This is a genomic window from Draconibacterium sediminis, from assembly GCF_000949475.1.
GTDB lineage: Bacteria > Bacteroidota > Bacteroidia > Bacteroidales > Prolixibacteraceae > Draconibacterium > Draconibacterium sediminis.
The window spans coordinates 1,582,862-1,608,133 of record NZ_JRHC01000001.1; the positions used below are offsets into that span (position 1 = coordinate 1,582,862).

General features: G+C 41.2%; 16 protein-coding genes. 6 read left to right on the forward strand and 10 right to left on the reverse strand.

Translation table 11 applies throughout. The annotated features are described in order from the left end of the window. Nucleotides 1-10: 10 nt before the first annotated feature. The 8 genes from LH29_RS23685 to LH29_RS06560 form a co-directional block, all read right to left on the reverse strand. Nucleotides 11-1,846 (reverse strand): V-type ATP synthase subunit I, encoded by a 1,836-nt coding sequence (locus LH29_RS23685; RefSeq protein ID WP_052670639.1) that lies wholly within the window; start codon nucleotides 1,844-1,846, stop codon nucleotides 11-13. Further along, nucleotides 1,843-2,451, reverse strand: a complete 609-nt coding sequence (locus LH29_RS23690) for a V-type ATP synthase subunit D (RefSeq protein ID WP_052670640.1) — start codon at nucleotides 2,449-2,451, stop codon at nucleotides 1,843-1,845. Before LH29_RS23690 ends, LH29_RS23685 begins: the two co-directional genes overlap by 4 nt. Further along, nucleotides 2,451-2,939 carry a DUF2764 family protein gene (locus LH29_RS06535; protein ID WP_198152356.1) on the reverse strand — a complete coding sequence of 163 codons (489 nt, stop codon included), beginning with the start codon at nucleotides 2,937-2,939 and terminating at the stop codon, nucleotides 2,451-2,453. Before LH29_RS06535 ends, LH29_RS23690 begins: the two co-directional genes overlap by 1 nt. A gap of 11 nt (nucleotides 2,940-2,950) precedes the next feature. Beyond that, nucleotides 2,951-3,556: a hypothetical protein gene (locus LH29_RS06540; RefSeq protein ID WP_045026962.1), complete on the reverse strand. Its 606-nt coding sequence runs from the start codon at nucleotides 3,554-3,556 to the stop codon at nucleotides 2,951-2,953. 19 nt (nucleotides 3,557-3,575) lie between these two features. Further along, on the reverse strand, nucleotides 3,576-4,880 hold the full coding sequence (locus tag LH29_RS06545; RefSeq protein ID WP_052670641.1) for a V-type ATP synthase subunit B: 1,305 nt from the start codon (nucleotides 4,878-4,880) through the stop codon (nucleotides 3,576-3,578). Then, nucleotides 4,877-6,649: a V-type ATP synthase subunit A gene (locus LH29_RS06550; protein WP_045026964.1), complete on the reverse strand. Its 1,773-nt coding sequence runs from the start codon at nucleotides 6,647-6,649 to the stop codon at nucleotides 4,877-4,879. Before LH29_RS06550 ends, LH29_RS06545 begins: the two co-directional genes overlap by 4 nt. Nucleotides 6,650-6,937: 288 nt before the next feature. Next, nucleotides 6,938-7,807, reverse strand: a complete 870-nt coding sequence (locus LH29_RS06555) for a universal stress protein (RefSeq protein WP_045026966.1) — start codon at nucleotides 7,805-7,807, stop codon at nucleotides 6,938-6,940. Between the two features lie 36 nt (nucleotides 7,808-7,843). Then, on the reverse strand, nucleotides 7,844-8,593 hold the full coding sequence (locus LH29_RS06560; protein WP_045026969.1) for a hypothetical protein: 750 nt from the start codon (nucleotides 8,591-8,593) through the stop codon (nucleotides 7,844-7,846). A gap of 1,455 nt (nucleotides 8,594-10,048) precedes the next feature. Here LH29_RS06560 and LH29_RS06565 point away from each other — a divergent pair. From LH29_RS06565 to LH29_RS06590, 6 genes are all read left to right on the forward strand, one after another. Further along, nucleotides 10,049-13,225: a SusC/RagA family TonB-linked outer membrane protein gene (locus tag LH29_RS06565; RefSeq protein ID WP_052670741.1), complete on the forward strand. Its 3,177-nt coding sequence runs from the start codon at nucleotides 10,049-10,051 to the stop codon at nucleotides 13,223-13,225. A 19-nt stretch (nucleotides 13,226-13,244) separates the two neighbouring features. Further along, nucleotides 13,245-15,059, forward strand: a complete 1,815-nt coding sequence (locus tag LH29_RS06570) for a RagB/SusD family nutrient uptake outer membrane protein (RefSeq protein ID WP_045028846.1) — start codon at nucleotides 13,245-13,247, stop codon at nucleotides 15,057-15,059. 97 nt (nucleotides 15,060-15,156) lie between these two features. Next, the gene (locus tag LH29_RS06575; protein ID WP_045026975.1) at nucleotides 15,157-16,452 is read left to right on the forward strand and encodes a Gfo/Idh/MocA family protein; all 1,296 of its coding nucleotides are present in this window, start codon (nucleotides 15,157-15,159) and stop codon (nucleotides 16,450-16,452) included. Nucleotides 16,453-16,744: 292 nt separating this feature from the next. Continuing rightward, on the forward strand, nucleotides 16,745-17,548 hold the full coding sequence (locus LH29_RS06580; protein ID WP_082063442.1) for a ThuA domain-containing protein: 804 nt from the start codon (nucleotides 16,745-16,747) through the stop codon (nucleotides 17,546-17,548). A 31-nt stretch (nucleotides 17,549-17,579) separates the two neighbouring features. After that, nucleotides 17,580-18,932: a Gfo/Idh/MocA family protein gene (locus tag LH29_RS06585; RefSeq protein WP_045026977.1), complete on the forward strand. Its 1,353-nt coding sequence runs from the start codon at nucleotides 17,580-17,582 to the stop codon at nucleotides 18,930-18,932. 21 nt (nucleotides 18,933-18,953) lie between these two features. Beyond that, complete coding sequence (locus LH29_RS06590; RefSeq protein WP_045026980.1) at nucleotides 18,954-20,165, forward strand: MFS transporter; 1,212 nt, start codon at nucleotides 18,954-18,956, stop codon at nucleotides 20,163-20,165. 235 nt (nucleotides 20,166-20,400) lie between these two features. On the opposite strand, the gene LH29_RS06595 is transcribed toward LH29_RS06590, so the two are convergent. Beyond that, the gene (locus tag LH29_RS06595; RefSeq protein WP_045026983.1) at nucleotides 20,401-22,281 is read right to left on the reverse strand and encodes a hypothetical protein; all 1,881 of its coding nucleotides are present in this window, start codon (nucleotides 22,279-22,281) and stop codon (nucleotides 20,401-20,403) included. Nucleotides 22,282-22,393: 112 nt separating this feature from the next. Then, a complete protein-coding gene (locus tag LH29_RS06600) occupies nucleotides 22,394-24,910 on the reverse strand; it encodes a glycoside hydrolase family 9 protein (RefSeq protein ID WP_045026986.1) in 2,517 nt (838 codons plus the stop codon). Nucleotides 24,911-25,272: the final 362 nt, after the last annotated feature.

Consider the following 25,272-nt stretch of genomic DNA (forward strand, 5'->3'; position numbering starts at 1 on the left):
TTTAAAAATTTTATTGTTTGTTGTCCTTCAAATTGAAGGGTTTATATTCATTTCCTGAAAACTCAACTTCGGCGTGGCCTGCGTACTCGAGCATGTTTAAGCGTACGCCATGAACCAGTACTGCCATTGCCGCCAGAATCATATTTAATCCGTGTCCGAGAATTAATACCAACACAGCACCAATTCCGGAAGCCACGGTAGTTATACCATCGCCAATAGCCATTTGGTTAAAACTTGCTGCCATTAAAACGGTTGACAGACCAACTGCATAAAGCCGGATGTACGAGATAATGTCGGAAAAACCGTTGATGATGCTGAGTGGCAAATTACCGATGGATGAAAGCATGCCTTTAAAGAAGCTTGTTCCCGGTTTTGAGAACAAGGCCACAAGCAGTGCGCCACCAATAAACAGCCAAACCATTAAGCCCGGAGCTTCAATGCCCAGTACCATTTGGTTTACAATTAGGTACAAGCCCCAGATAATAGCTATCCATCCGAATTGCGCAATGGCCCTAACGCTGTTATTAAATTTCCATGCAACCTGCAGGTGTCCGACCGTTAGGTGAACAGCACCAATCAGGAACATGATTTTTTGTATAATCAGGTTGTCGCCACCAAAGCTGGCCAGTGCATCAATTTTTAAACTGCGAAGTACGGGAAGTTCGGCAATTGCTTCCGATCCGAAATAGGTTCCGGTTAACACACCCCAAAACATAATCGATACCGAAAGTGTATAGATCAACCCAAACTCAATCTGTTTGGCAAATTTTTTCTTCCGGTGGGCCAAAAAGGTGATCAGCAAGAATACCAGGCCATAGCCGGCATCACCCACAAGAATTCCGGTGAAAAAGGTAAAGAATACCATAAATACCCGGGAAACATCCATCTCCTTGTAGCCCGGAACCAGACCCATAAAATCCATAACCGGCTGAATACGTTGTGCCCATTTTGGCGTTCTCACAAGGGTAGGGACCTCTTCCTCTTCTTCCGGTAAAGGATCCTCTATCACATAACCCCAATGACGTTTTTCAGCTGTTTCGATAAATTCGTCAACGTGTTCCAGCGGAATAAAGCCTTTCCAGAAACGAACGTGTTTATCCACAGCCAAACCTCCAAACTGCACATTCCGAACATCATAACGACGCAAGCGTTCTTTTAAGCCGTCTACCAATACAGCTTTCTGTTCGCGTAGCTGAAGTAAAAACTCCTTGTTACTTTCCAGGTCCTTAATGGTTGCAGCTAATAATTCTTTTGCGTTTTCCAACTCGTTCTGAGGAAAAGGTAGTGCTTCCATATCCAGCAACCGTTCGCTGGCATCCTTGGTTAATAAAATAACCTGGTTCAGATCTGAGAATTTGCCAACAACCTGGATGTCATCACGATCAGTTACTTTTTTTAAGTCCTTGTCGTCAAGTAGATAGGTTTTTATCCAAATTCCTTTATCGTTGAGGTCTTTAATATCCTTTAGGGTAATATTTCCCCAATTCTCGAACCACCTTATGTCGCTGGTTAGGTTGAGTTTAATATTTTCCAGTTCCAGCCGGTGGTTTTCAGCATCCAGCACCTTTTCCATCAGAAAAACCGCTCCCCGTTCCAGTTTCGAGTAATCCGGAATTTCCTCATCTTTTGGGCCGGAATACTGTTCGTTATCGTATTGATTCAGAACCTCGATGGCATTTTTGAGCTGTTTTATCCGGGCATCAACACGTTCAATCGATTCGTGTTTTGCCGGTTGCAAAGGCGCAATGTGTAACACTCCAAGCTCTCCCAATGCGGTAAGTTCGGCATCAATATCATCGGCCGAGTCGGGCATAAACAGCATCAGTTTCTTCATTTCTGCTATCATAAGCTGCCCTCCTTTTGTTTGCTTGTTTTAACCACTTTCGCCGTTGCAATTGTAAGACGTTCGTCGTCCTGCAGCTTCTGACCAATTTTACGGATGGCCAGTTTTGCATTCGGAATTCGTCGATTTTCGAACAGTTTTACCCGTGCACGAACATCCAGCAACTCTTCTTCCAAAAGTTCGATTTGTTCTTTCAAACACTCGATTTCGGCCAGCAGTTGCAATTGTACCTGCATCAGTTCAATGGCATCGTCAACCCACAAAGGGGTGTTGTCGTTAATTGGCATTACGTTAAAGTCAACCTTAACGAACTGCTGCACACGAACTCCGGCCACATCAATGGTTTTGGTGATAATTTTATTCACCGAAATGTATTCATTGATGTTTACCCACGAGTCGCTCATCACGGCTGTCCATGGTTCTGCTGCCTTTCGGTTCTTTTCAATCTCTTCGCGAATTTGCTCAATCCGTTCAGCGATGGTATTTATCGTTGCCATCAACGATTTTTCCATCGCTTCAAACAACGGCAGCATCCTTTCCGATACCTTCAGAATTTTCTTCTGACGGGCCCGTTCTGTTTTTGTATATTTTATTTTTATACCTGCCATTATTTGCCCTCCTTGTTTTTCCCCGGGTTTACCACCGATGCCAAAACTTCGGCACCCTTAATTTCATCGAAGGAATACAATCTTACCACCAGCTGAAGTTTTAGTTTATACACCAAAACTTCTGTAAGGGTGAATGTTTTTCCGGCCTCAATGTCCTGCAATTCTTCCCATTGCCACTGCAAGATATTCATCTCGCGCTCCATGGGATTTCCGCGCAGCAACGAATTTGGCATCCGTTCCGGCTTCGGCTGACGGTTTTGCGCTTTGGCCGTTCTAACTTCTGAAAGATCTTCCTTAATACTGTTTAAAAGCGAGAAAATGCTTTTTACTCCAACCTTAGCATCCAATTTTTGAATATCAACCGATTGCAGCGCCTTAAAATGTCGTGTAGACAGCTGGCGTTTTGCGTCATCGTTAAATTCATCAATTGTAATCGGAGGTGCCTCTCCCAGGGACAACGATGGCAAACTGGTCATAAGATAAACCATGTTTGACATATTTAATCCTCCTGGCTTTTAATGATTCGGTCAACTAAATCCTTGTTGAGTAAGGAAAATAAACCACTCTCAATTTCTTTTGAGCTTACTACGAAACTGATTCCGTCTTTGTCGGTCGATTTTACTTTTATTTTGGCTTTACTTGCCGAAAGTGGTTGTAAAGTTACCTCTTCCTGAAGTGCTTCTTTTAATAAAAATGCTTCCATTTCTTTGTGCAACTCCGGCGGTACTTTTATCGATTTTTTTCCTGAAATAGAATCGATCACCACTTTTAGCAGTTCTTGCAGGTATTCTTCCTGACGGAATAAAGTTTTGCACTCTTTACCAAACACCTTTTTCAGGTGGTTTAAGATGGTTATTTTTGTGGCTTCAACCATATCGCGCGAAGCCTGAGCAATTGCTTTTTCTGCATTTTTTTCGGCTTGCGAAGCTTTTGTTTCAGCCTCCTCAACAATTTTTTTGCTGGTAGCTTTTGCTTCGGCAATCAGCTTTTCGGCTTCCTGCTTTGCATTTTCAATTATACGTTGTTTCTCTGCTTCGCCGGCATTAACTCCCTGCTCTTTTAGTTTGGAAACAATTCCTTCCAGGTTTTCTTTATTTTTTGTCATCTCTTTTTCCGATTAGTAGTTAGTTCCAATATTGCTCGATCAGTTTTTTACTCAACCCTGTTTCGGTTGGTTCAAAATGTCGTTTTAAAATATCCCAGCATTTGTCTAATGCGGCTTCCAGCTCGATGGGTTCTCCAAATGGTTCTTCCATATTTGCGATAAAATCTTCGCGGTAACGCAGCAGTTTTTGCGAGAATGTATCGTTTGCTGCACCAACTTCAGCTGCTTCGTATGCTTTTTCAGCATCGGCAAGTAACGATGCCATTGCCGTCATAATAGGGCGGTGATCATCTCGGGTAGTGTCGTTAACCTGCTGCTTTAAACGCGACAGCGAACGTGCCAGTTTTAGCTTGCCATTGTCAAGGAAAAACTGTCCCTCGGTAATATAACCGGTATTATCAGGAACCGGATCTTCAAGCGATTCAAGCGTTGTTGCCCCGATAATAGTTATCGAACCGGCGCCTTCAATGTCGGCAGCCACCTCGTAACGTTTGGCCAGCTCTGAATACAACGAACCCGGATAACCCTGCAACGAAGGAATCTGATCCTGATAGTTGGCAACGTTACGCAAAATGTTCGACCAGTTGGTCATGTCGGTTAGCAGTACCAACACGTCTTTTCCCTGGTCGGCAAATTCGCGCGATACACTTAATGCCACATCGGGTAACATAAGGCCTTTAATCTGTGAATCGCCGGCAAGGTGAGTAAACATGATGGTTTTATCGATATTACCCGATTGCGACAGCTGCTCCTTGAAGTAGTGGTACTCGTCGAACTTCAAACCTATACCGGCAAAAATAATTACGTCGGCCTGCGCACCCTGTGCAATCTGCGAAAGCAAACGGTTGTAAGGCTCGGTTGGACCGGCAAAAATTGGAATCTTTTGCGATTTTACTAGCGTATTAAATACATCAATCATCGGTATACCTGTCCACAGTGGTTGCTTGGGAACCAAACGAACCGTTGGATTTAAGGTATCTAAACGCGTTGAAACATATTTGTCGAAAATAATTTCCGGGCCACCGTCGGCCACATCACCAATTCCATCGAAACTACGGCCCAGCATATTGTACGAGAAACCTGCAGTTAGCGGAACCTCGTGCATGCGTATTTTTGTTTGTGTGCTTAAACCCTGCGTTCCGTTAAACACCTGGAAACGCGTTGAGTCTTCGGTAATATTAATGGCTTTGGCAAACGAAAGACTTTGGTTGGTTCCGGCCTCCAGCAATTCTACCACGTGGTTGAGTGCCACACCCGGATTTCCTTCAACCGAAATCAGTGCTTTACCAACTTCGCTAATTCTGTTTATTTCTTTTCGTATCATAGTGTGTACTCTTCTTGTAAAATAAATTGTTCAACTTTTTGTGGAAGAACGGCCATTTCGTCGATGGTTTGTGCAGATAAGTTCCAGTCTTTCCACCACTGGCGCAATTCATCAAATTTTGCTTTTACCATTTCTTTTACTTCTTCATCTTCCTTGTCGTCCTGCGCAAAATTGATGGTGCTATCGATAAGTTTCTGAACGGCCTCGTTAATAACAATCAGGCGTTCAGGTCGGGTACACGCATCCAGCTTGTGGAAAGCATTTTGCTGCATCACACAGAAATCGATGGTGAGTCCTTTTTGATAAAGCACGTATTTTTCTACCGGAACCTTTTTCAAACCAATGGTGCTGATGGTTTGATCGATACCATTTGCTTCGTAAAGCGTTTGAAGCATTTTATTGCGGTCGTCCCACGAAATAAAACTGTCGTACACCGATGATGTGTATGAAAGCGGATCGATTGCAGGGTATTTTTTTGCATCGGCACGGTCTTGCGACAAGCCCCAGAAACCACCGGTTGCATCCATTGTTGCCTGCGTTACCGGTTCCTGAAAGTTACCGCCTGCAGGCGAAACCGTTCCGATAAAGGTTAGCGAACCTCCTGTGCCCTGATCGGCACCGGCACGCTGGTACATCCCTTTAATCTGATCAGGGATATCCATAGGGAAAGCTTCCGGACCCGGAATATCTCCCTGGCGGCCACTACGCTCACGAAGTGCCTGTGCCCAACGCGAAGTTGAGTCGGCCAAAAGCACCACATTATAGCCCTGGTAGCGGTAATATTCGCCTACGGTTAATGCGATAAATACACTGGCCTCACGTGCGGCAACAGGCATCGAGCTGGTATTCCCGAAAATACACATTCGGTTCATCAGCGAATCGCCGGTTGACGGATCTTCCAATTCGGCAAAATCTTTAAACACCTCAACAGCCTCTCCGGCACGTTCGCCACAGGCTGCCATAATAATAATATCGGCCAGGGCATATTTACACAGCGAGTGCTGCAATACGGTTTTACCGGCACCAAAAGGACCCGGATTTCCAACCGTTCCGCCATAACTAACGGGCGCAAGTAAATCGATAACACGCACTCCGGTAGAAATTGTTTTACTCGGGATAGCGCGATCCTTGAACGGAATAGGGGATTTAACCGCCCAGCGGAATGCCAGTTTTAACTCGTGTTTTGTGTTTTGACTATCAGAAATAACAGCAACGGTTTCGGTAATATTCACCTGGCTTTTTTCGATAATGCTCTCCACTTTGCATTTGCCAAAATTAAAAGGTACCAAAATGCTGTGGGTTAAACGTCCTTCAGGAACGGTACCGATGGCATCGCCACCATTTACTTTGTCGCCAACTGCTACCGATGGGGTAAATTCCCACAATTTTTCTTCATCAAGTGCCGGAGCTTTCATGCCGGGCACCAGGTAAGCATTCTGTTCGCCCAGTTTGTATAAGGGATTTTGCAGTCCGTCCCAAATACTGGTTAGCAACCCCGGACCCAGAAGTACCGATAAAGACTTGCCTGTAAATTCAACCTGATCGCCAATCTGAGCACCTGTTAAATCCTCAAAAACCTGCATTTCAACAATTCCCGCATCCGCATGTTTCGGATCGGGAATAATTTGTAACACTTCGGCTTGTAACGACTTACCATCTACGATAACATTGGCAGTTTCACCCATAATCACATTTCCGTAGAATCGTGCTTTCACCAACGAATCCTGAATGGATATGAGTTTGCCTGTTCTTGTTGTATTATTATTCATGTTATTTTATATAGAATGTCTAAAAAATCTTAATATACTTTGTTTACTAAATATGACGTGATTATGAATATTTATTTGTGTAATATTTTAATATATCTTAACGTTTAATGACATGTTGTCAAAATGACACTTATGTTTGTCTGCAATGTTTTAAGCTCAAATAACACACTCTTTGCGATTGTGATGTCAAGCTGGTTTCTCTTTCATCGAATGAAATAAAAAGTTCCTCAGTGTTAACGTTCAAACTGGTAATTGGTTGGCTGAATACGGACATTTTTCTTTATTTTTTTACAGAAATAGTGAGTCGATAGGATTGGGCGTATAATTAACCGTAAAAACGGGCAATTGACTTCCATGAACAATTTCGGAAACAAATTTTCCGATGTTCTTATTCGAGAATATCGATTCCTGATGCGTGCGAATAATCATTAACTCGGGTTTTTCTTCTTTTATATATTCCAGAATAACCTGGTGCGAATCCTGATTGTATACTTTAAGTATTTTTATATCACACTGGATATCATGATCCTGAAGCAACTGTTGAATTTTCTGCGCATTTTTTAAAGCCAGGCTTTTTTCAACATCAATATTTGCTTTTAGTGCCGACAGTATGGTGATTTTTGCACCGTGCTTTTTCGCCAAAAATTGCGCCCACAAAAGTCTTTTCTTAGTCGATTGGGTAATATCAATCGGAATGGCAATATTCTTGATTTCGGGTACGCCAAAATCTTTGTTTACCGTTAATACAGGGCATTTCGACAGGCTTATTAATTTGTCGACTTCCTCTTTTGTCAGAGCTCCCGGATAATTACTGTCGCTTTTATCAATCAAAAGAAACTCCAGACTGTCGGTTTTCGATTTTTCCAGTAAAACATCCACCGGATCTCCGGCCCGCACCGAAATAACAATATTGTTTGGTATTTCCTTACCAATTACTTTCCTCACAAAATCGGTAAGTTCCTGTTTGGCATTTTTTATGGCCAACTCAGTTTCTTCGGGCTGGAAATTTCGCTCAAAAAAACTGGGCTCTTTTATAACGTTTAAAATTACCAGCTTTACCTCCAGTGTATTTTGCAGGTACAATGCTTCTTTTAAAACCGTCTCCCCTTCTTTATTTGGCGAAATAAGCGCCAAAATGCTGTAATCTTTCTGTTTCATTGCTGTTGTTTTAGTCTGACTGCTTTCCAAAAACTGTCAATCGTTTTCAATTACAATTAAATCGCGGTTTGTCTGATTCAGGTAATTGTTAATTCCCTTACACTTTGTTTTATATTGTATGGTATTCAGTGTAATATCAATCCCATCAAAATATTCGTGGAAGTATGATTTTACATCTTCGTTTATATTCTGGTTTTGGGTTTTCAATACAAAAAGTACTTCCAGATTCGATTTTGTTTTGCTACATATTTCGCTAACCTGGTTGCACAATAGTTCCGATGGTTTTTTATCGGGATTCGCCACAAACAGAATCCTTTTTGATGTTTCGCCTTCAAAGGTGTCGGGTAAGATAAAAAGTGGATGTTTTGCGGTATCAATAATCTTTTCAAGGCATCCGTTTTGTCTTTTGCACGAATCTTCAAAGGAATTATGGGTGGATAAAACTAAGTTGTGCTGGCCGTTAATAATTGGCTTATAATTCAGAACCGTATTAAGTTCGCCTTCAATAGAAAGGGTGTTAACCTTTTGTTTTTCAATATTAAAATGCTTTAGTAGTCTGTTTTTTAAAGCCCGTAGTTCGTTCTTCGTAATTTTTCTTAAGTGATGGCTAAGTTTGCGCATCATTAAATGACCCCAGCCCGGATTCTGGTAGGTTTGTAAGATCGATACCGGCGATTTTTCTTTGTATAGAAATTTCATGGCAAACGAAGTTGCATGCCAGCTTCCGTCCGAGAAATCGGCCAGTATTAATATCGATGGTTGATTATTTATGGTTCTTACATTCATTTGCTCACTTATTTTGTTTTTAACAAAATTACCATGGATAAAGAGTAATTGCTACAGGTGAAAACCTACTTATAAGGAGGAAAAAATCTAACAAAAGGTAGGGAAATCCCTAGTACTGATTGCGAGACTTAATTACTTCTGATTGCATGAAATCGTGATTAATTTTTCTGGTTAGAGGTGGCTTTTACAACTATAAAATAACTATCAGTAGTTCATGCTGTAAGCCATTCTGAAATTTTTACCACAAAGCATTGAAGGGAGTTGGAATTACTGCGTGTAAGAATAATCTGATGTGTTTATAAGGCTTATAAGTAATCTTGCTTCCCATTAATTTCCAAACCACCTAATGGATAGAAGAAGCTGGCATTTTAATTGAAACCAAATCAATGGAAGAATATGATATTGCTTTAGATAGATAATCAATATGTTATGGATAATGGCGTATTGTGCTCCTATTCTTTGATAAAATCTGACATAATATTAATAATCCGAACAGAAAAGAATAGCACAGGCAGAATAAAACTTCAAATTTTAATATAATTATCTGTTCTTTATTTGACAATATTTTCTGTTAAGATTTATTTGCAATTATATCGAGCATATATTTTGAAGAGCGCAGAGAATCAGTTATTTTAGACTTCCTATGAAGATTGTTAGACAGTTCGTGTATTTTTAGCTTTTTTAATCAAAACCTAAAGAGGAATTCTTCAATCCTTTCTTATTGTGTTAATTGCACACGTATGTTATACAGCATTTTCCTTATTTGACGCGACTTTGCGGACTACCCTTTTTTTTAATAAAAGTTGTTCGTAACAGATAATTTATTGAACTTTGTTGAAGAACAGAGCAGAACAGAATGCATACAGTGGGATAATTTCTTTTTTTAATTAGATAATGCTCTTAAAATCAAATCATTTTTTTAGGTTAAAAGCTAAACTGCACATTATATAACACCAAAAGAATATTGAAATAACCAATTGTCAATTATTATGAAATAATAAATCTACTAAATGAAAATTGTATACAGTATAATGAATGCTAGATGTAATAAAATACCTAAATAAGCCTTCGCTTATTTTTGTGATCACTACAAAAACTAACCAAAATTGTAATCAAAAAATTTGTGAAAAGGAATAAACTAAACTCAGTTACAAAATTTGAAAACCAACTAGTCTTTTAAATAATTATTAAATATTTCAAAAAAAAGAGAACCTACATCGCTAGTACTAATTTTAAAACATGGAAATAAAAAAATTAAAGGAGGAATTATTGTATGATTTAACCATTTGTATGAAAAAAACCGGTAGCTGCTCCATCAACTACCGGTAAATTAATTTACAGGTGTTAAAACACCTAATAACTTTAACTTAATAATTTGAATTTATGAAAAAAAATGCAACCTGTTTTTTTCTGTATTTTAACAGGAAAAAGAAATTTTTGCTTTCATTGAAACTAATGTTGATAATTCTCTTAACAAGTTTCACTACCGTTTCTGCCAGTAATTATTCGATTACCGACAATTCCGAAAAAAAACAGGCATCTAGTGTGCAACAAAATGTGGTTTCCGGAAAGGTTGTCGACGATTCTGGAGCGCCTCTTCCCGGTGTAACCGTTGTAGTTAAAGGAACAAATAATGGAGTAATTACCGACACCGACGGGAATTTCTCATTAAGTGATGTTTCGCCGGATAATGTCCTGGTATTTTCTTTTATCGGGATGCAGTCTCAGGAAGTAATCGTTGGTAATCAATCGGTTATTAACGTAACCATGAAAGTAGATGTAATTGGTATTGAAGAAGTAGTTACCATCGGTTATGGTGTGCAGAAAAAAACCACTGTAACCGGTGCAATCAGTACCGTTAAAGGCGAAGAATTGGCTGAAATTCCCGTTCCAAACATTTCGCAGGCCATGGCTGGAAAACTTGCAGGTGTTAGTATGCGCTCAAGTAACGGTGCTCAGCCAGGTATGGACACGCCCGATTTACATATTCGAGGAGTTGTTTCTACTGGTAATAATAGTCCATTAGTAGTTGTTGACGGGGTGAAACGGAATAATATTATGCAAATTGACCCGGCAACTATTGAAAGTATTACTGTATTAAAAGATGCAGCAGCTGTGGCGCCCTACGGTATTGGTGGAGCAAACGGTGTAATACTTATAACAACTAAAAAAGGTAAAGCAGGTAAACCAGTGGTGCGGTTAAGTACATCTTACGGTTTTCAAAATCCAACCTATGTGCCTGATATGTTGGATGCAACGGATTATATGTCGCTGCAAAACGAAGGCTACTACAACCTAACACCTAACGGAACTACTCCTCCAAACGCCCCGGACTTGATTGCCAATTATGCAAGCCTTCATAAAGAAGATCCGTACCGCTATCCTGATTCAAAATTTATTGATGTTTGGAATGATAATGTTCCTGTACAAAACCACAATATTGAATTAAGTGGCGGAACAAACAATATTAACTACCATGCCGGTTTGGGTTACTACGACCAGAAAGGTTTATTTGACCCCGTTGGCTACAAACGTTATAACTACAACTTAAGCCTCGAGATGAAAGCCACCAACACCACAAAGGTGGGTATGTCCTTATATGGTTCGGTTGAAGAAACCAACGACCTTGATCCGGGTGAAAATGCAACCGGTCACCTCTTCCGTGCATTCTATAAGTTTGTTCCTATTCAGCAGCTGATTTATCCGGATGGAGAACACTGGGGAGAATCTTCAGCAAGTACTCCTGTGGGTGCTTTAAGATCAGAAGGATACGAGCAGTGGGATAAAAACACTTTACTGGCATCAGTATACCTGGAACAAGAATTGCCGTTTATCCAGGGACTAAGTTTTAAAGGTGTATTTAGTTACGACCCTACCAGTCAGAAACAAAAACAATGGCACATTCCTTTTGTGTATCATGTAATTGATTTGGATGCAAATCCCTATACTTTTACGGAGGTGGTTTCAACGCAGGAAGGTAATTCGCCTACCTATACCTATTTACGTCAGCAAAGCAACGATTGGAAAAACTACACCGGACAGGCGTATTTGAACTATGCGCGCACATTTGGCGACCATAGCGTAACAGGTTTGGTCGTTGCAGAAGCACGTAAAAATACCTACGAAACATTCTGGGCCCGCAGAAACAATTACGCATTGGAAATTGATGAACTTAACTTTGGTAGTTCTGATAAGTTGGACTACGACAACGGTGGTTCATCGAGCGAAGGAAGTGAAATTGGTTTCGTTTATCGTTTAGGATATAGTTATCAAGACAAATATATGTTGGAGGCAGCAGGTCGATACGATGGTCACTATGCTTTTGGTCCCGGTAAACAGTGGGGATACTTCCCTTCATTCTCAGCAGCATGGCGTGTTTCAGAAGAAAGTTTTATGGCAGATATGACATCTGTAAACAACCTGAAATTTCGCGCGTCGTGGGGGCAATCGGGTAACTTGCCTTATATCGATGGTAATTTGGCCGACTTCCAGTTTATGCCCGGTTATACCTTAAGAGGTAATGCTTATCTGTTTGGCTCTTCAGGCCTGGTGCAAGGTTCGCGTGTTGATAAGGAAGCCAACCCTGATATTACCTGGGAGGTTTCTTCGAAACTTGATGTGGGTTTCGACCTGAATATGTGGGATGGATTATTAAATGTTGAATTCGACTATTTCCACGAGAAACGTACAGATATGCTTTTGGCACCGCAGGTTACCTTACCTGTTGAATACGGCTTAAGCATTGCGCAGGAAAATGCCGGCGAAATGAAAAACAATGGTTTTGAAATTACGGCCAGCACGCGCAAAACATTCAGTAATGGTCTGGAATTAGGTATTAGTGGTAATTTTAGCTATGCTAAAAATAAAATGATTGAAGTTTTTGAAACCGATGCACAACGTAACAATCCTAACCGTACCTTAACTGGTCGTCCTTTCGGAACTCCGTTTGGCTACCATGCCCTTGGTTTATTTACCACAGATGAAGACACTAACGGAGATGGAATTATTAATGGTTCAGATGGTTATAATATAACCCAGTTTGGTGATTTACACCCCGGTGACATTAAATATGCCGACCTAAGTGGGCCTGACGGTGTGCCAGATGGATTGATAGACTCGAATGATGAGATCGCCATCGGAGATCCGGTTTACCCATTAATGACGTATGGAATAACTCCAGAAATCAATTGGAAGGGTGTTGATGTATCAATGTTCTTTCAGGGAACTGCAATGTCAAGCATCAACATTCGCCAGTTTATGACTGTTCCTTTTGAAAATAATGGATCGAACACTGCATACGAGTATTTTGATAATCGATGGACTGTTGATAATCAGGGGGCGAGATACCCAAGAGCAACACCATCACCATATGGTAATAATACGAAAGATTCTGATTGGTGGACTGTTAGTTCAAATTACTTAAGGTTGAAAACTATGATTGTAGGTTATAATATTCCTGAATCAATTGTTGATAAGATAGGACTTGATGGAATTCGCATTTATTATACAGGTCAGAATTTGTTAACCATTAGTAATATAAAGCATATTGATCCAGAAATGGGATATAACCAACGAGAGAATTCTTATCCGGTAATGCGGTCTCATACATTTGGACTAGATATAACTTTTTAAACCGTAAATGATAGAAAAAATGAAGAGTTTAAAATTTAAATATATAATAGCAGCAATTTGTGTGTTGGTCTTATTCACCACAAGTTCATGCGACACTGAAGATTTTCTAGACAATGAAAATAAGTCGAACCTTACCGACCAAACACAATGGGCTTCTGAAGGTAATGCTGATATTTATCTCAACGATGTTTATAGCGAGATAATTAAAAAGTGGAATAATGCTGAAAATTTAGATTATTACACCGATGATTATAATATCAGTCATTACTATACTGCGTCTAACTGGAGACAAGGAATATGTATTGCTCCATCAAGCAGCACAACAGGAGTTTGGGGAGGAACCCACGGTCCCACCGATGGTTACAGTTGGAGTAATTTCTTTACCAAACTTAGAAAGTGCAATACTTTTATTCAAAAGGTTGATGAGAATAGAGAGAATTTCTCGGATGAGTGGTATAATAAAAGAATGGATGAAGTCAAATTTATGCGTGCATATTTCTATAGTGAGTTTTTTATGCATGTGGGAGGTCTTCCAATCATTGAGATTCCTCTTGACAGAAACACAATGTCTGAAGACGAAATGTTGTTTCCGAGAGCAACGTTTAAAGAAACATTTGAATTTATCGACAACGAATTAAATACCATCGTAAATAATGGTAATTTGCCTGTAAAGTATAGCTCAGGCGATCCGGAAGCTGGTCATGCAACTATAGGCGCTGCTTTGGCAATTAAAGGTTGGATTGAATTGTTTGTTGCAAGTCCGTTATTTAATACAGCAGATCCGTATTTGCCAGATCCTGACAACTTTGTTCATATGGGTAGCTACGATGCTGGGCTTTGGACAAAAGCTGCTGCAACTAACAAAAAATTTATTGACGAGATGGGTGGTGGTGCTCCTTATGCACTTTTCTCTGATGCTAAAAACCTATTTAGAGCTGCAAATGAATATAATTCAGAAATTATTTGGGATAGACAGATGTTAGATGTCACTGGTATGGGATCTAATTATGAACGTCGTGGGGGGCCAACATATGTATTAGGGCAATATATGTGTTGGGGTAATTATAACCCTACACAGGAAGTAGTTGATCAATATTGTATGGCAAACGGTAAAGTTATTACTGATCCTGAATCGGGCTATGATCCGCAAAATCCTTATGTTGGAAGAGAACAGCGTTTTTATAACGATATTGTTTTTGATGGCGCGGAATATAAGTTAGATTGGATGCCTGCAACCGATGTTATTTACACTCGTATCGACGAAACTTATGCAAATCCGGATAAAACCAATCAAATAGACCTTGCAGGTAAAACTGACGTGGGAGACTCGGGTTATTATCAACGTAAACGATTAAATCCTGATGCTGCACCAGCAAACGATGCAAGTGGTCAGAATGAAATTTACTATCGTTATGCTGAGGTTTTGTTAAACTTTGCCGAAGCTCAAAACGAAGCTACTGGACCCAATGCTGATGTTTACGCCGCTCTCAATGAACTACGCGCACGTGTTGATCTTCCTGCTTTGCCAGAGGGTCTCTCTAAAGATGAAATGCGTGAAGTTATCAGACGCGAACGCCGTGTTGAACTTTGCTTTGAAGGTAAAAGATACTTCGATAACAAACGCTGGAAAATTGCTGAACAGACCATGGGTAATCAGCGTCATAACATGGTTATTCGCAACTCAGTGCCCTCTAATAACTCAGGCGTTTGGGTTTATAGTATAGAGGAAGAAGTAAAATGGACTGCTAAATTTGAAATGAAACAGTACATGAATCCAATTCCTACAGATGTAATTGATCAAAATCCGAATATTAAGCAAAACCCAGGTTATTAATGTGTAACTAGTTTCGTTAAATAAGTAAGGTCCCGAAAAAATGTTTCGGGACTTTCATACCTTTATTTCTAAACTTAAATCAATTAAATAAAAGAACATGAGTAATTTTTCAAGAAGAGGGTTTATTCAAAGCTCAATGGTAGGAGCTGCCGGTTTAACGCTTATGCCTTGGTCGCAAGTATTAGCAACAGGTGCAAACGACACTATCCGCATTGGTTTTATTGGACTTGGGCAGCAAGCCATGAACCTGTTAAATGGTTTTAGCCAAATTAAAGGTGTTGAAATTGTAGCAGGAGCTGATTGTTATGGTGTTAAACGCGAGCGTTTCGAGCTTAAGGTAAATGAATTTTACAAAGCCCGGAATCAAAAAGTAGATGTAAAAACTTACAAAGATTACCGCGAAATTATCGATCGGAAAGACATTGACGCGGTTGTTATTGCAACACCCGACCACTGGCATGCCATTATGGCTATTGATGCCTGCGAGGCCGGAAAAGACATTTACCAGGAAAAACCAATTACTTTCACCATTAAAGAAAGTATTATGGTTGCAGCAGCCGTACGTAAACACAATGTAATTTTTGCAACCGGTAGTCAGCAACGTTCCGACAATAACTACCAACATGCCGTAAATATGGTGCACCGCGAAGCATTTGGCAAGCTTACCAAGGTTAATGCTTATGTAGGGCCAGGCCCCGATCCGTATAACTTACCAAAAGAGGAAGTTCCTGCAGATCTTGACTGGAAACAATGGTTAGGCCCCATGCCTTACGTACATTACAACCAGGCTTTAAATCCACCTATTACTATAGATCCTGAAACCAAAGAAACGTTCTGGGCACGCTGGCGTTACTACAAAGAAACCGGTGGTGGTTTTACCTGCGACTGGGGTGCACACAATTTTGATATTGGCCAGTGGGGATTGAAAAAAGACCATAGCGGACCGGTTGAAGTAATTCCTCCGGGATACAAAGGCACCAAGTTTTTAACTTATGTATACGACAATGGAGTTACCATGACCAACGAAGCCTACGACGATAAAAATTCGCGTGGTGTAAAATTCTGGGGCGAAGATGGTTGGATTGAAGTTAGCCGCCAGGGCATATGGGCGTCTGATCCTGTATTGTTGCCTGAAAAAGAAGCTGTTGAAGCCGGGATGTACGAGAAAAGTTCAGGTCACTTGGAGAACTTCATTAACGCTGTTCGTATGCGTATCGATCCAATTGTACCTGTAGAAATTGGTGCGCGTACAGCAATTTGCAGCATTTTGGGTAATGTGGCTTACGAACTACAACGTCCTGTTGCCTGGTCGCCTGAAGAACAGTATTTCATCAACGATCCGGAGGCAGAGAAGTTCTATCACCGCGAATATGAGAATGGATACAAACTGTAATCAGGTTTTCTAAATGAGGTTTAGACTTCATTAATCGTTAATGAGTTTCATAAAAAATCCCGGTGAATCAACATTTCATCGGGATTTTATACCAAATTGACCATAAATGCCGCATTTAAACTAATTCTTTTTTCAATTCATCTTCGTTGAAGAATTATAGCGTAGCGAAGGCTATGCTAAAATTTATTATCCTGATAAAAAGAAAAATAATGATATATCCAATACGGTATTTTATGATCCAATTGGTGTTTTTTATTTTTAAAGCAATCAAAACAACTAAAATTAATAAATCATGTCGGTTTCAAGAAGGAAATTTGTAAAAGCAACAGTGGTGGCCGGAGCCGGAGCCATGGTAGTACCCGGTATATCGATGGCAGCAAATAAAGAAAAGCTGGTGCCAAGCCTGAAAAGGAAAAAAGTGCTTTATGTTTATGGAGGATGGAAAGGCCATGAGCCGAAAGAATCAGTAGATATTTTTGTTCCGTGGATGCGTTCTGAAGGAGCAGAAGTTACTGTTTCTGATACCCTTGATTCATACCTCGATGAGGAGTTGATGAATTCACTTGACCTGATTGTTCAGATTTGGACTATGGGAGAGATTTCTAAAGAACAGGAAAAAGCACTACTAGCGGCAGTTAAACGTGGAGTTGGACTTGCCGGTTGGCACGGAGGAATTGGTGACTCGTTTCGCAATAACGTAGCATACCAGTTTATGGTTGGTGGGCAATGGGTTGCTCATCCCGGTGGAGTAATCGATTATTCGGTTAAGATTACCAATAAATCAGATTCTGTGACAAAGGGTTTGAAAGACTTTGATATGCACTCAGAGCAATATTATATGCATCTTGATCCTAACGTTAAGGTATTGGCTACAACCGAATTTTCAGCCGAACATGCCGAGTGGATTGACGGTTGCATCATGCCGGTTGTGTGGAAAAAATACTATGGCGAAGGACGTGTGTTCTATTCATCGCTGGGACATGTAATGAAAGACTACGATGTGCCAGAAGCGTTTGAAATACAAAAACGAGGAATACGGTGGGCCAGCGAAAGTAAATATCATCCCAAAGAAAGTTGGGTGAACCCTGTCTACTAGTAGTTAAGTAAGAACTTATAAAATGTAAGCAATGATAAATATTGATAGAAGAAGATTCCTTCAATCTGCTTCTGCGATTGGTGTAGGTGCAGCATTAATTCCAAATTTATTGAGCTGCTCGCCTTCGCAAAAAGTTAATATAGCTATTATTGGAGTTGGTGGCCGGGGTCGTGAAAACTGGAGTAAAAGCAAGAGTGAAAATATTGTTGCTATGTGCGATGTAAACGACGAAAGTGCCGCAGAAGGTTATAAGACTTTCCCAAAAGCCAAACGGTATAAAGATTACAGAAAAATGTTCGATGAAATGGCTGATGAAATTGATGCGGTTATGGTATCAACACCCGATCATAGTCATTTCCCGGCAGCAATGGCGGCCATGCAATTGGGCAAACATGTTTTTGTTGAAAAACCATTGGCTCATAATGTATGGCAACTACGAACACTTAAAAAAGCCGCTGAGTATTACAATGTAATCACGCAGATGGGCAATCAGGGGCATACAACTGATGGAATCAGGAAAGTAAAAGAATGGTACGATGCAGGTGTAACAGGCGAGGTGAAAGAAATATTTGCCTGGTTTAACGGACCCGAATTTGGAGAAGGAAAATATTTCACCAAACCAGGGCAGTTTCCCCCTGCAGAACAAGCTATTCCAGAAAGTCTGGATTGGGATTTATGGCTGGGGCCTGCTGCTGTTCGGCCTTACAACAAGGTTTATGTTCCCCGCTCGTGGCGGGGCTTTTATGATTTCGGAAATGGCGAATTAGGCGACTGGGCTTGCCATACACTCGATGCTCCGTTTTGGTCATTAGAGTTGGGAATGCCCAATGTTGTGGAGTCGGAATTTCATTCGGGTTCGCCCGAAGGTTTTGTACCCGATAAATCGGTAATCCGTTTTGAATTTCCGGAAAGAGGAAATAAAGCACCGGCCGTTTTGAAATGGTACGAAGGAGGATTAAAACCCGAAAACAGACCTGAATGGGGAATCGATGAATTGCCTCCTTCGGGAATGATAATGGTTGGCGAAAAGCAAAGTATAATTACCGGTGGACGGCCAAACAATGCAATGCTGATTATGCCAGATGAAGAGTGGGAAGATTGGGTTGCCAACAAAATGCCCGAACCTTCAATTCCGAGAATTGAGGGAGGGCCTGTTAAAGAATTTTTGGATGCCATTAAAGCTGATGGCCCAATGCCCGGTTCGAACTTCAACTATGCAACCGACCTGACAGAAATGGCTCTGATAGGTGTACTTGCACAGCGTTTTAATACTCGCATTGAATACGATGCAACTAACATGAAAGTAACCAACCACCCTGAGTTGGATCAATTCATCAAAGAACCCGTTCGTAAAGGATGGGAATACGGTGAAGAACTTTGGTAAATTCTAATTAAATCTAAGCATATGAATAAAATCAGAACGTCTTTGTTATTTAATACCAGCTGTCTGGCGCTGGTAGTTACAGCCCTCTCTTTTGGAACCCGTGGTGGATTTATAACTCCGTGGATGGAAGAATTTAACCTCGCAGGGGCAGAGGTTGGGTGGATTGTAGGAACCGCTTTTTGGGGATTTACACTTGCCATGGTAATTTTTGGTCCCCTGGTTGATATTTTAGGCATCGGAAAAGTTATGGCTATCGCTTTTGCCTGCCACATTATTGGCCTTACCTGGACCATATTTGCACAGGGCTTTTGGTCGCTTTTCTTTTCAACCATGTTTATTGGTATTGCAAACGGAAGTGTTGAAGCCGCAGCAAATCCATTGGTTACGGCCTTGTATCCGAACAATAAAACGGCAAAGCTTAATCGGTTTCACATGTGGTTTCCGGCCGGTATTGTAATCGGAGGTCTTATCGTTTTCTTTTTAAACGAAATTGGCATTGGGTGGCGTATTCAAACAGCCGTAATGTTATTACCCACTTTGGTGTACGGTTTCTTATTCTTCCGCCAAAAATTCCCGAAAACGGAAAGGGTTACAGCGGGTGCATCGTACAAAGATATGCTTAAAGCCTGTGTGTCTCCATTATTTCTTTTTATGGCTTTTTGCATGTTGTTTACAGCTGCCACCGAATTAGGAACCAACCAGTGGATTGCTGCATTATTTAATGATTCGGTAAGTAATTTATTTGGCGAAGGGATTGGAGCAATTTTGATCCTGGTTTGGATTTCAGCAATTATGGCTTTGGCCAGATTGGTTGCTGGTCCGGTTGTTCACCGTTTATCGGGTATCGGAGTATTATTGTTCTCCGCTGTTTTTTCCGGAATCGGTCTTTATTTAATGAGCATCTCATCCGGTGCTGTATTATTTGCCTCAGCAACGGTTTTTGCATTGGGCATAGGATTCTTTTGGCCAAATATGTTGGGAGTGGTTGCCGAAAAAGTACCAACCAGCGGGGCTTTGGGATTAGCCATAATGGGAGGAATCGGATTCCTTGGAGGAGCTATTGCCCAGCCCGTATTGGGTAAAATCTACGATGTGCAAACTACCAAGTTTGGCGATGATTTGCTTGCCGGAGCAGCTACGCTTCAGTATGTAATTATTCTTACAGCATTTCTTTCGCTGGCTTTTTTGTACCTGTTTTTAAAACATAGAAAACAGAAAGTGGCAGAAGCATAGAAAATATACTAATTATAAATAGTTTGATTAGTTTAGTTAGTTTACATCAGTATTGGCATTTGATTCATTATCATTATTGCCAATACTGATTTTTTTTGTAAACTTTTAATCTAAAAGTGAACTTTGAAACGAGCATGTAAAAAAATTACACCCAGGAGTATAATTAAAACTCATGCGAGTTCCATACTATACCTTTGAAAACAAACAATTTTAATAGTATGAAAATTGGTTAATTTCAATTCTTCTTAAAAAACCGGTATGAATGTGGCATTAAAGTAACCCTGAATTTACTGGTCTTTTCAGGCCCTCTCATTCTGCGGCTAAAGAAGCTTGGTGTTTCTTCGGGCAGTTTTTCAATAGTAACTCTTTCGGAAATATCGGAGATGGTGGAAATATCTTCCGTGCTAACCAGTTGAATGGTTACCGGTTCATCCAAAAACGACTCAATTATAAATGTATTATTGTCGTATACAAACAAGCTTACTTTGGCCGGTCCCTCGATGTACATGCCCAAATCTTTGCTCATTACCTGGCGAAATACATTCAAAACTCCATCGGGCAAATCGTAAAGGTTACCAAAATCGTTGGGGATTGTTATAACATACAGGTTTCCCTTTGAATACTGGCCTCTAAGCAGCATCGGGTAACCGCTAACTCCATTTGTTAAAGGTCTTCCGGCGCTTACAATCTCCCAGGCATCGTTGGTTTGATACTGCACCTGTGTAATAAGGATGTCTTTTTCGGCTTTTCCGAAGAAACCAAAATCGTTAACCAGTGCGTCCTTGTCTCCTGCGCGTAATTCTACAATATCGGCAATGTCGTTTTGTATGGCTTTTAGCAAGCCGCTGGTAATTACGATATCGCCGCCTTTCTGTAACTGCTTTTTCATTTTGCTTACAATATCGCTATCGTACTTGGCTTGCTCGGTTAGCAGTATTACTTTCTGATCTTCAGGAAATTCGGAATACATGTCCATGGGCAGACCAATCATTCCGAGGTAATTCTGCAGGAAATCGTCGCCCAACGAATGATAAGGTTTGTACGATTTAATACCGATTGGTTTGCCCAATTGGCCAACAACTTCATCAGCTTGTTCCAAAGCTACACCGGCCACACGTGCTAAGGTCGATGGTGTTACAGTTTTACCATCGGGCAATTGAACGGGTTTCATCATCTCGTCGTAATCAAAACTGGTTCCCGTGCCTTGCCATTGTTTCCGATGAATTTCGGGGCGCAATTGCACGCCGGTTAGCTGGTTATAGGCAAATAGCATAATTTCGGGTGCTTTGGCAAACATAGTCAGCCAGAGTTGTTCAGCGTAACGATCCATTCCCATGTTCGATCCGCCGGCATCAACCCATCCGCCAAAGTTGTAACCCGGGCGTAAGTTGTCGAAATAGCGAATAATATTAAAACTCAGGTAGTTTTGCAGATGCTGTGCAGATGAAGGGTCGCGGGTTTCTGTGCCTGTCCAAACTCCGTCGAAAAGGTGTGGCCCGTTTTGCAGGTCAAAACCCAATCCTTGAAAATGATCGTACCAGTTCGGGTATTTAATAATCACTTTTACATTGGGATTAACTTTTTTCGCCGGATCCAGAACCAGTTCTTTTCCGGCTTTGGTCATTAACTTTGTTCGGTACTCCGTCCAGCTCATGTCACCTTTAGCTTCAATTTCAATATCAGATTTACAGCTGGTAAAAAAGAAATCGTCGAGAATAAAATCGTCAAAATGACGGGCGGTATGTTCGGCAATCTGTTGCACAATTTCCCGATGTTCCGGATTGGAATAGCAAAAGGTTTCAAAATTGTTCGACTCATCAATGGTGTAGGTGATTCCTCCTCCAACTTCCATGCCTTTATCCAAAAAATATTGTTTTGCCTGCTCCAGTGTTTCATCCGGAACAATCAGTAAATCGCGATGGGTTTCCAGGTAAATTTTGTCGATTTTTATCTGGTTCGAAATGATGGTCCAGGTAGAGTCGAGCCAATTCAGGTCTTTCATCTTTTCCACTTCGTAAGCCCGGACATACACCGACACTTTATAATTTTTGTAATTTCCGGCCTGCGAAAGTAGAGTCATACCGGCCAGCACAAGTAAAATAATAATTCGTTTCATAGTAGGTTTTTATTGGTTTCAAAAAATTTACATCGATCCGTTTTTCGTATAATGATTAAAACTTCGCTCTCAAAGTTTTGTCGTTGAATTTTATATCTCGCGAATATTCCGCTTATTCTTCGGCCAGTAGCTGTTGAGCCGCCAATGCCAAAAACATATAATGCGACGAGCCGCCGCCAAGCACGTATTCAACCTGTTGCCACAGGTATGGGAATTCAAGCAGTTCAGGAAAATCAGGGCGAATAAGTGCCGTTCCCGACACAACGCCACCCGGAATGTACGACCAGTCGGCGCGATTTAAACCATAACCAACAGTTGCCGAGCGAGCACCAATTCCCGAAGCAAACGAAGAAGTATTGGAGCCCGGATGACAACCCAAAATAAAATTGAGTGCATTGTAAATGTATTCTGAGCTAAAAATATCGGGGTAGGCGGTATGCAAAAAGTATTGCCTGAAACCAAATGACTGAATATCCCAGCCTGCACCCCAGATACGCGGACGATAAGGAATTCCGTAAGGAGTTTCGGCACCTTGTTTTGTTATCTGTTCGTTTAGCCCGTTCATGGCTTCTCTGATCGCTTGGGTAAAAGCAGGGTCATTAATCTTTTTTTCGGCGCGGCCAATGTACCAGCCTACAAATCCAATAGCTTCTGTAATAAATTCAGTTTCAGAAAGCAAGTAATCCTTATAAACGTCATCGCCGGTAGTAAGTAATAGTTCGGTTGCAGCGTGTATTTTTGCCGATTTCGAACGTCCGCTTGCATCAGTAATCTCAAATAAGGTTTTGGCACAATCGAGAGCCTGCGTGCTGAGCGTATCGTTAAAACCTTTTAGCACCCGCGCTGTGGCTGCCATCTGTGCAGCAGTGGTTAATTCGCGGTAAGGATTGTCTTCGGTAAATACCCAGCGGTCGTCGTCGTTACCCGGTTCGTTGTCGGTCATTGCCGCCGCGTCGCCCAGCATAACATATTGCCTTAGGTTATTACAAATTATTCCGCGGTAAAGACGGCCCAGGGCACGGTATCCGCCAACGATTGTAAGTGCACCGTTTTCAATTTGTTGCAGGATGTCGGCTTTCCCATCGGGCTGGTGGATTTCGGTAATTCGTTTTTGCTGATCGATGGAAGTTACATCATAATCCACCCCAAATGCTTCGTAGGCCAGTGCCAGAATGTACGTTTCGCCGGCCTGTGATTCAACCCGCAGGTCGAAGTCGCCGGCATCGTGCCAGCCACCAATATTTAATCCGGGCACCATATCGCCGGGCGAATAATCAGTTAAAGTGGATTCTCCTTGTACATAGCCATCAATGTGGTTAAAATTAACCGGAGCCATTTGCGCATCATCCATATGGCAGTCGTCGTGCCAAACACGGTATTTCTCGTTTACTCGCATGTGACACATCTGTACGGGTAAGAAATATTCCAATACCGGTTGCCAGACTCCGCGATCGTAAACCGCATCATCAATCCGAAAAACCGGAGAAGCAGAATTACCGTATCGCACCTGGTAAAGACCGGGGTCATTTATTTCCGAGAAATCGAACTTCAGGTAGTTGTAGCGCAAAAATTGTCCCCATTCTTCACCTGATTTACTGAGTACTTCTTCTTCTCCCGAAGCGGTAATTTTGAACAGTGCAGGAGTCTCTGTTTTTTCGGTGCGTTTATCGAGTTCAATAATAGCTGTTTTTTGTTGATTGCTGTGATAGCCGATTTGCGAAGTTTGAACAACCGGCGTATACTGCCAGTCTTCAACAACATTGGGTGTAATGATCCATTTTATGGCCTCTTTTGTTTTTCCTGCGGAAATTTCGCTTCGCACAACAAACCAGCCATTGTTGTGATTCATTCGGCCATCGTATAGCTTTAAGGCAGCTCCTTCACTTTCAATACTGAATTTCCCGTAAGGATCGTCGGGGCGGACTACAAAGTGGTGCCCCTGAGCATAAGGCTCGGCAACAATATCGTCGGCAATTATCGGGCTATATCCCTCTCCGGCAAGGTGTTCGGCTGAGGCTTTTCCTTCCGAATTAAAATTCCCCGGATCGTTGTAATGCGAAGGTTCGTAACGGGTTGGCCCATTGGGTTGTTGCGGAAAAATTCCCGTTTCATCGTCCATAATCCAGGGTTTACCGAATAATGCTCCCGGAAACAGTTCCATATTAAAACCCACTTTTCCCAGGTAATTTTGCGGAACGGGTTGCTCCAGGTCAACGGTAACGATAACCGAGCCGCCTTTGCCTTCAACATTTACAGTGTAATTTAACTGCAGATCGGGATAAACCATAGGGTTGAAGCCGGTAATGTGGCGCGATGAGTCGGGAAAACTCAAATATGCAGTAATCGTATTTTTTTCCTGGTTCGTAACACGGTCGTGTTGTTTCGGCACCGGCTGCCATTGTCCGGGAGTGGGTTCCAGCCTGATATCGCCGTTGGTGGCAATGCGGTTTCCGTGCATAATCAGCGATACGCCTCCCTGGTGTCCTTCAGGATAAATATCATCGAAGGCCATAATATCCACACCATGGTTTTGGAAATATCCGGATGATATAAGTTTAAATTCCTGGGCTTTGAGGTTATTGGTGAAAAGGATTACCAGAAAATAGAAAAGGAAAGAAAATTTCTTCATAATTCAGATTTTAGGTTGTTGGTTTTTTATACTATTTGGATTCTTTATTTCTCATACTTAACAAATTTATAAAAAATTGTAATTAGTACAATAAGTATCTTTGTTCTTCAAAAAAATGTAGTGGTAACTGATTTGGGATTGGAATCAAACAGATCATATGTTTTGAACAAATCATACATATTGTGACCATTGAAGTTAGTGTCAGGATTCAAGTGTCCGAATTGAGTTAAAAGTCAGTAATACAGCATTTTGGCGTTTGTAAGGTTTTGAGATTAGATGGGTGTATATGCCTGGTTGGAAGCATTAAAAGCATTGTCTGACTGATTCTTGTAATGTTGCTTTTCAGGCTGTCACAAAGAGGA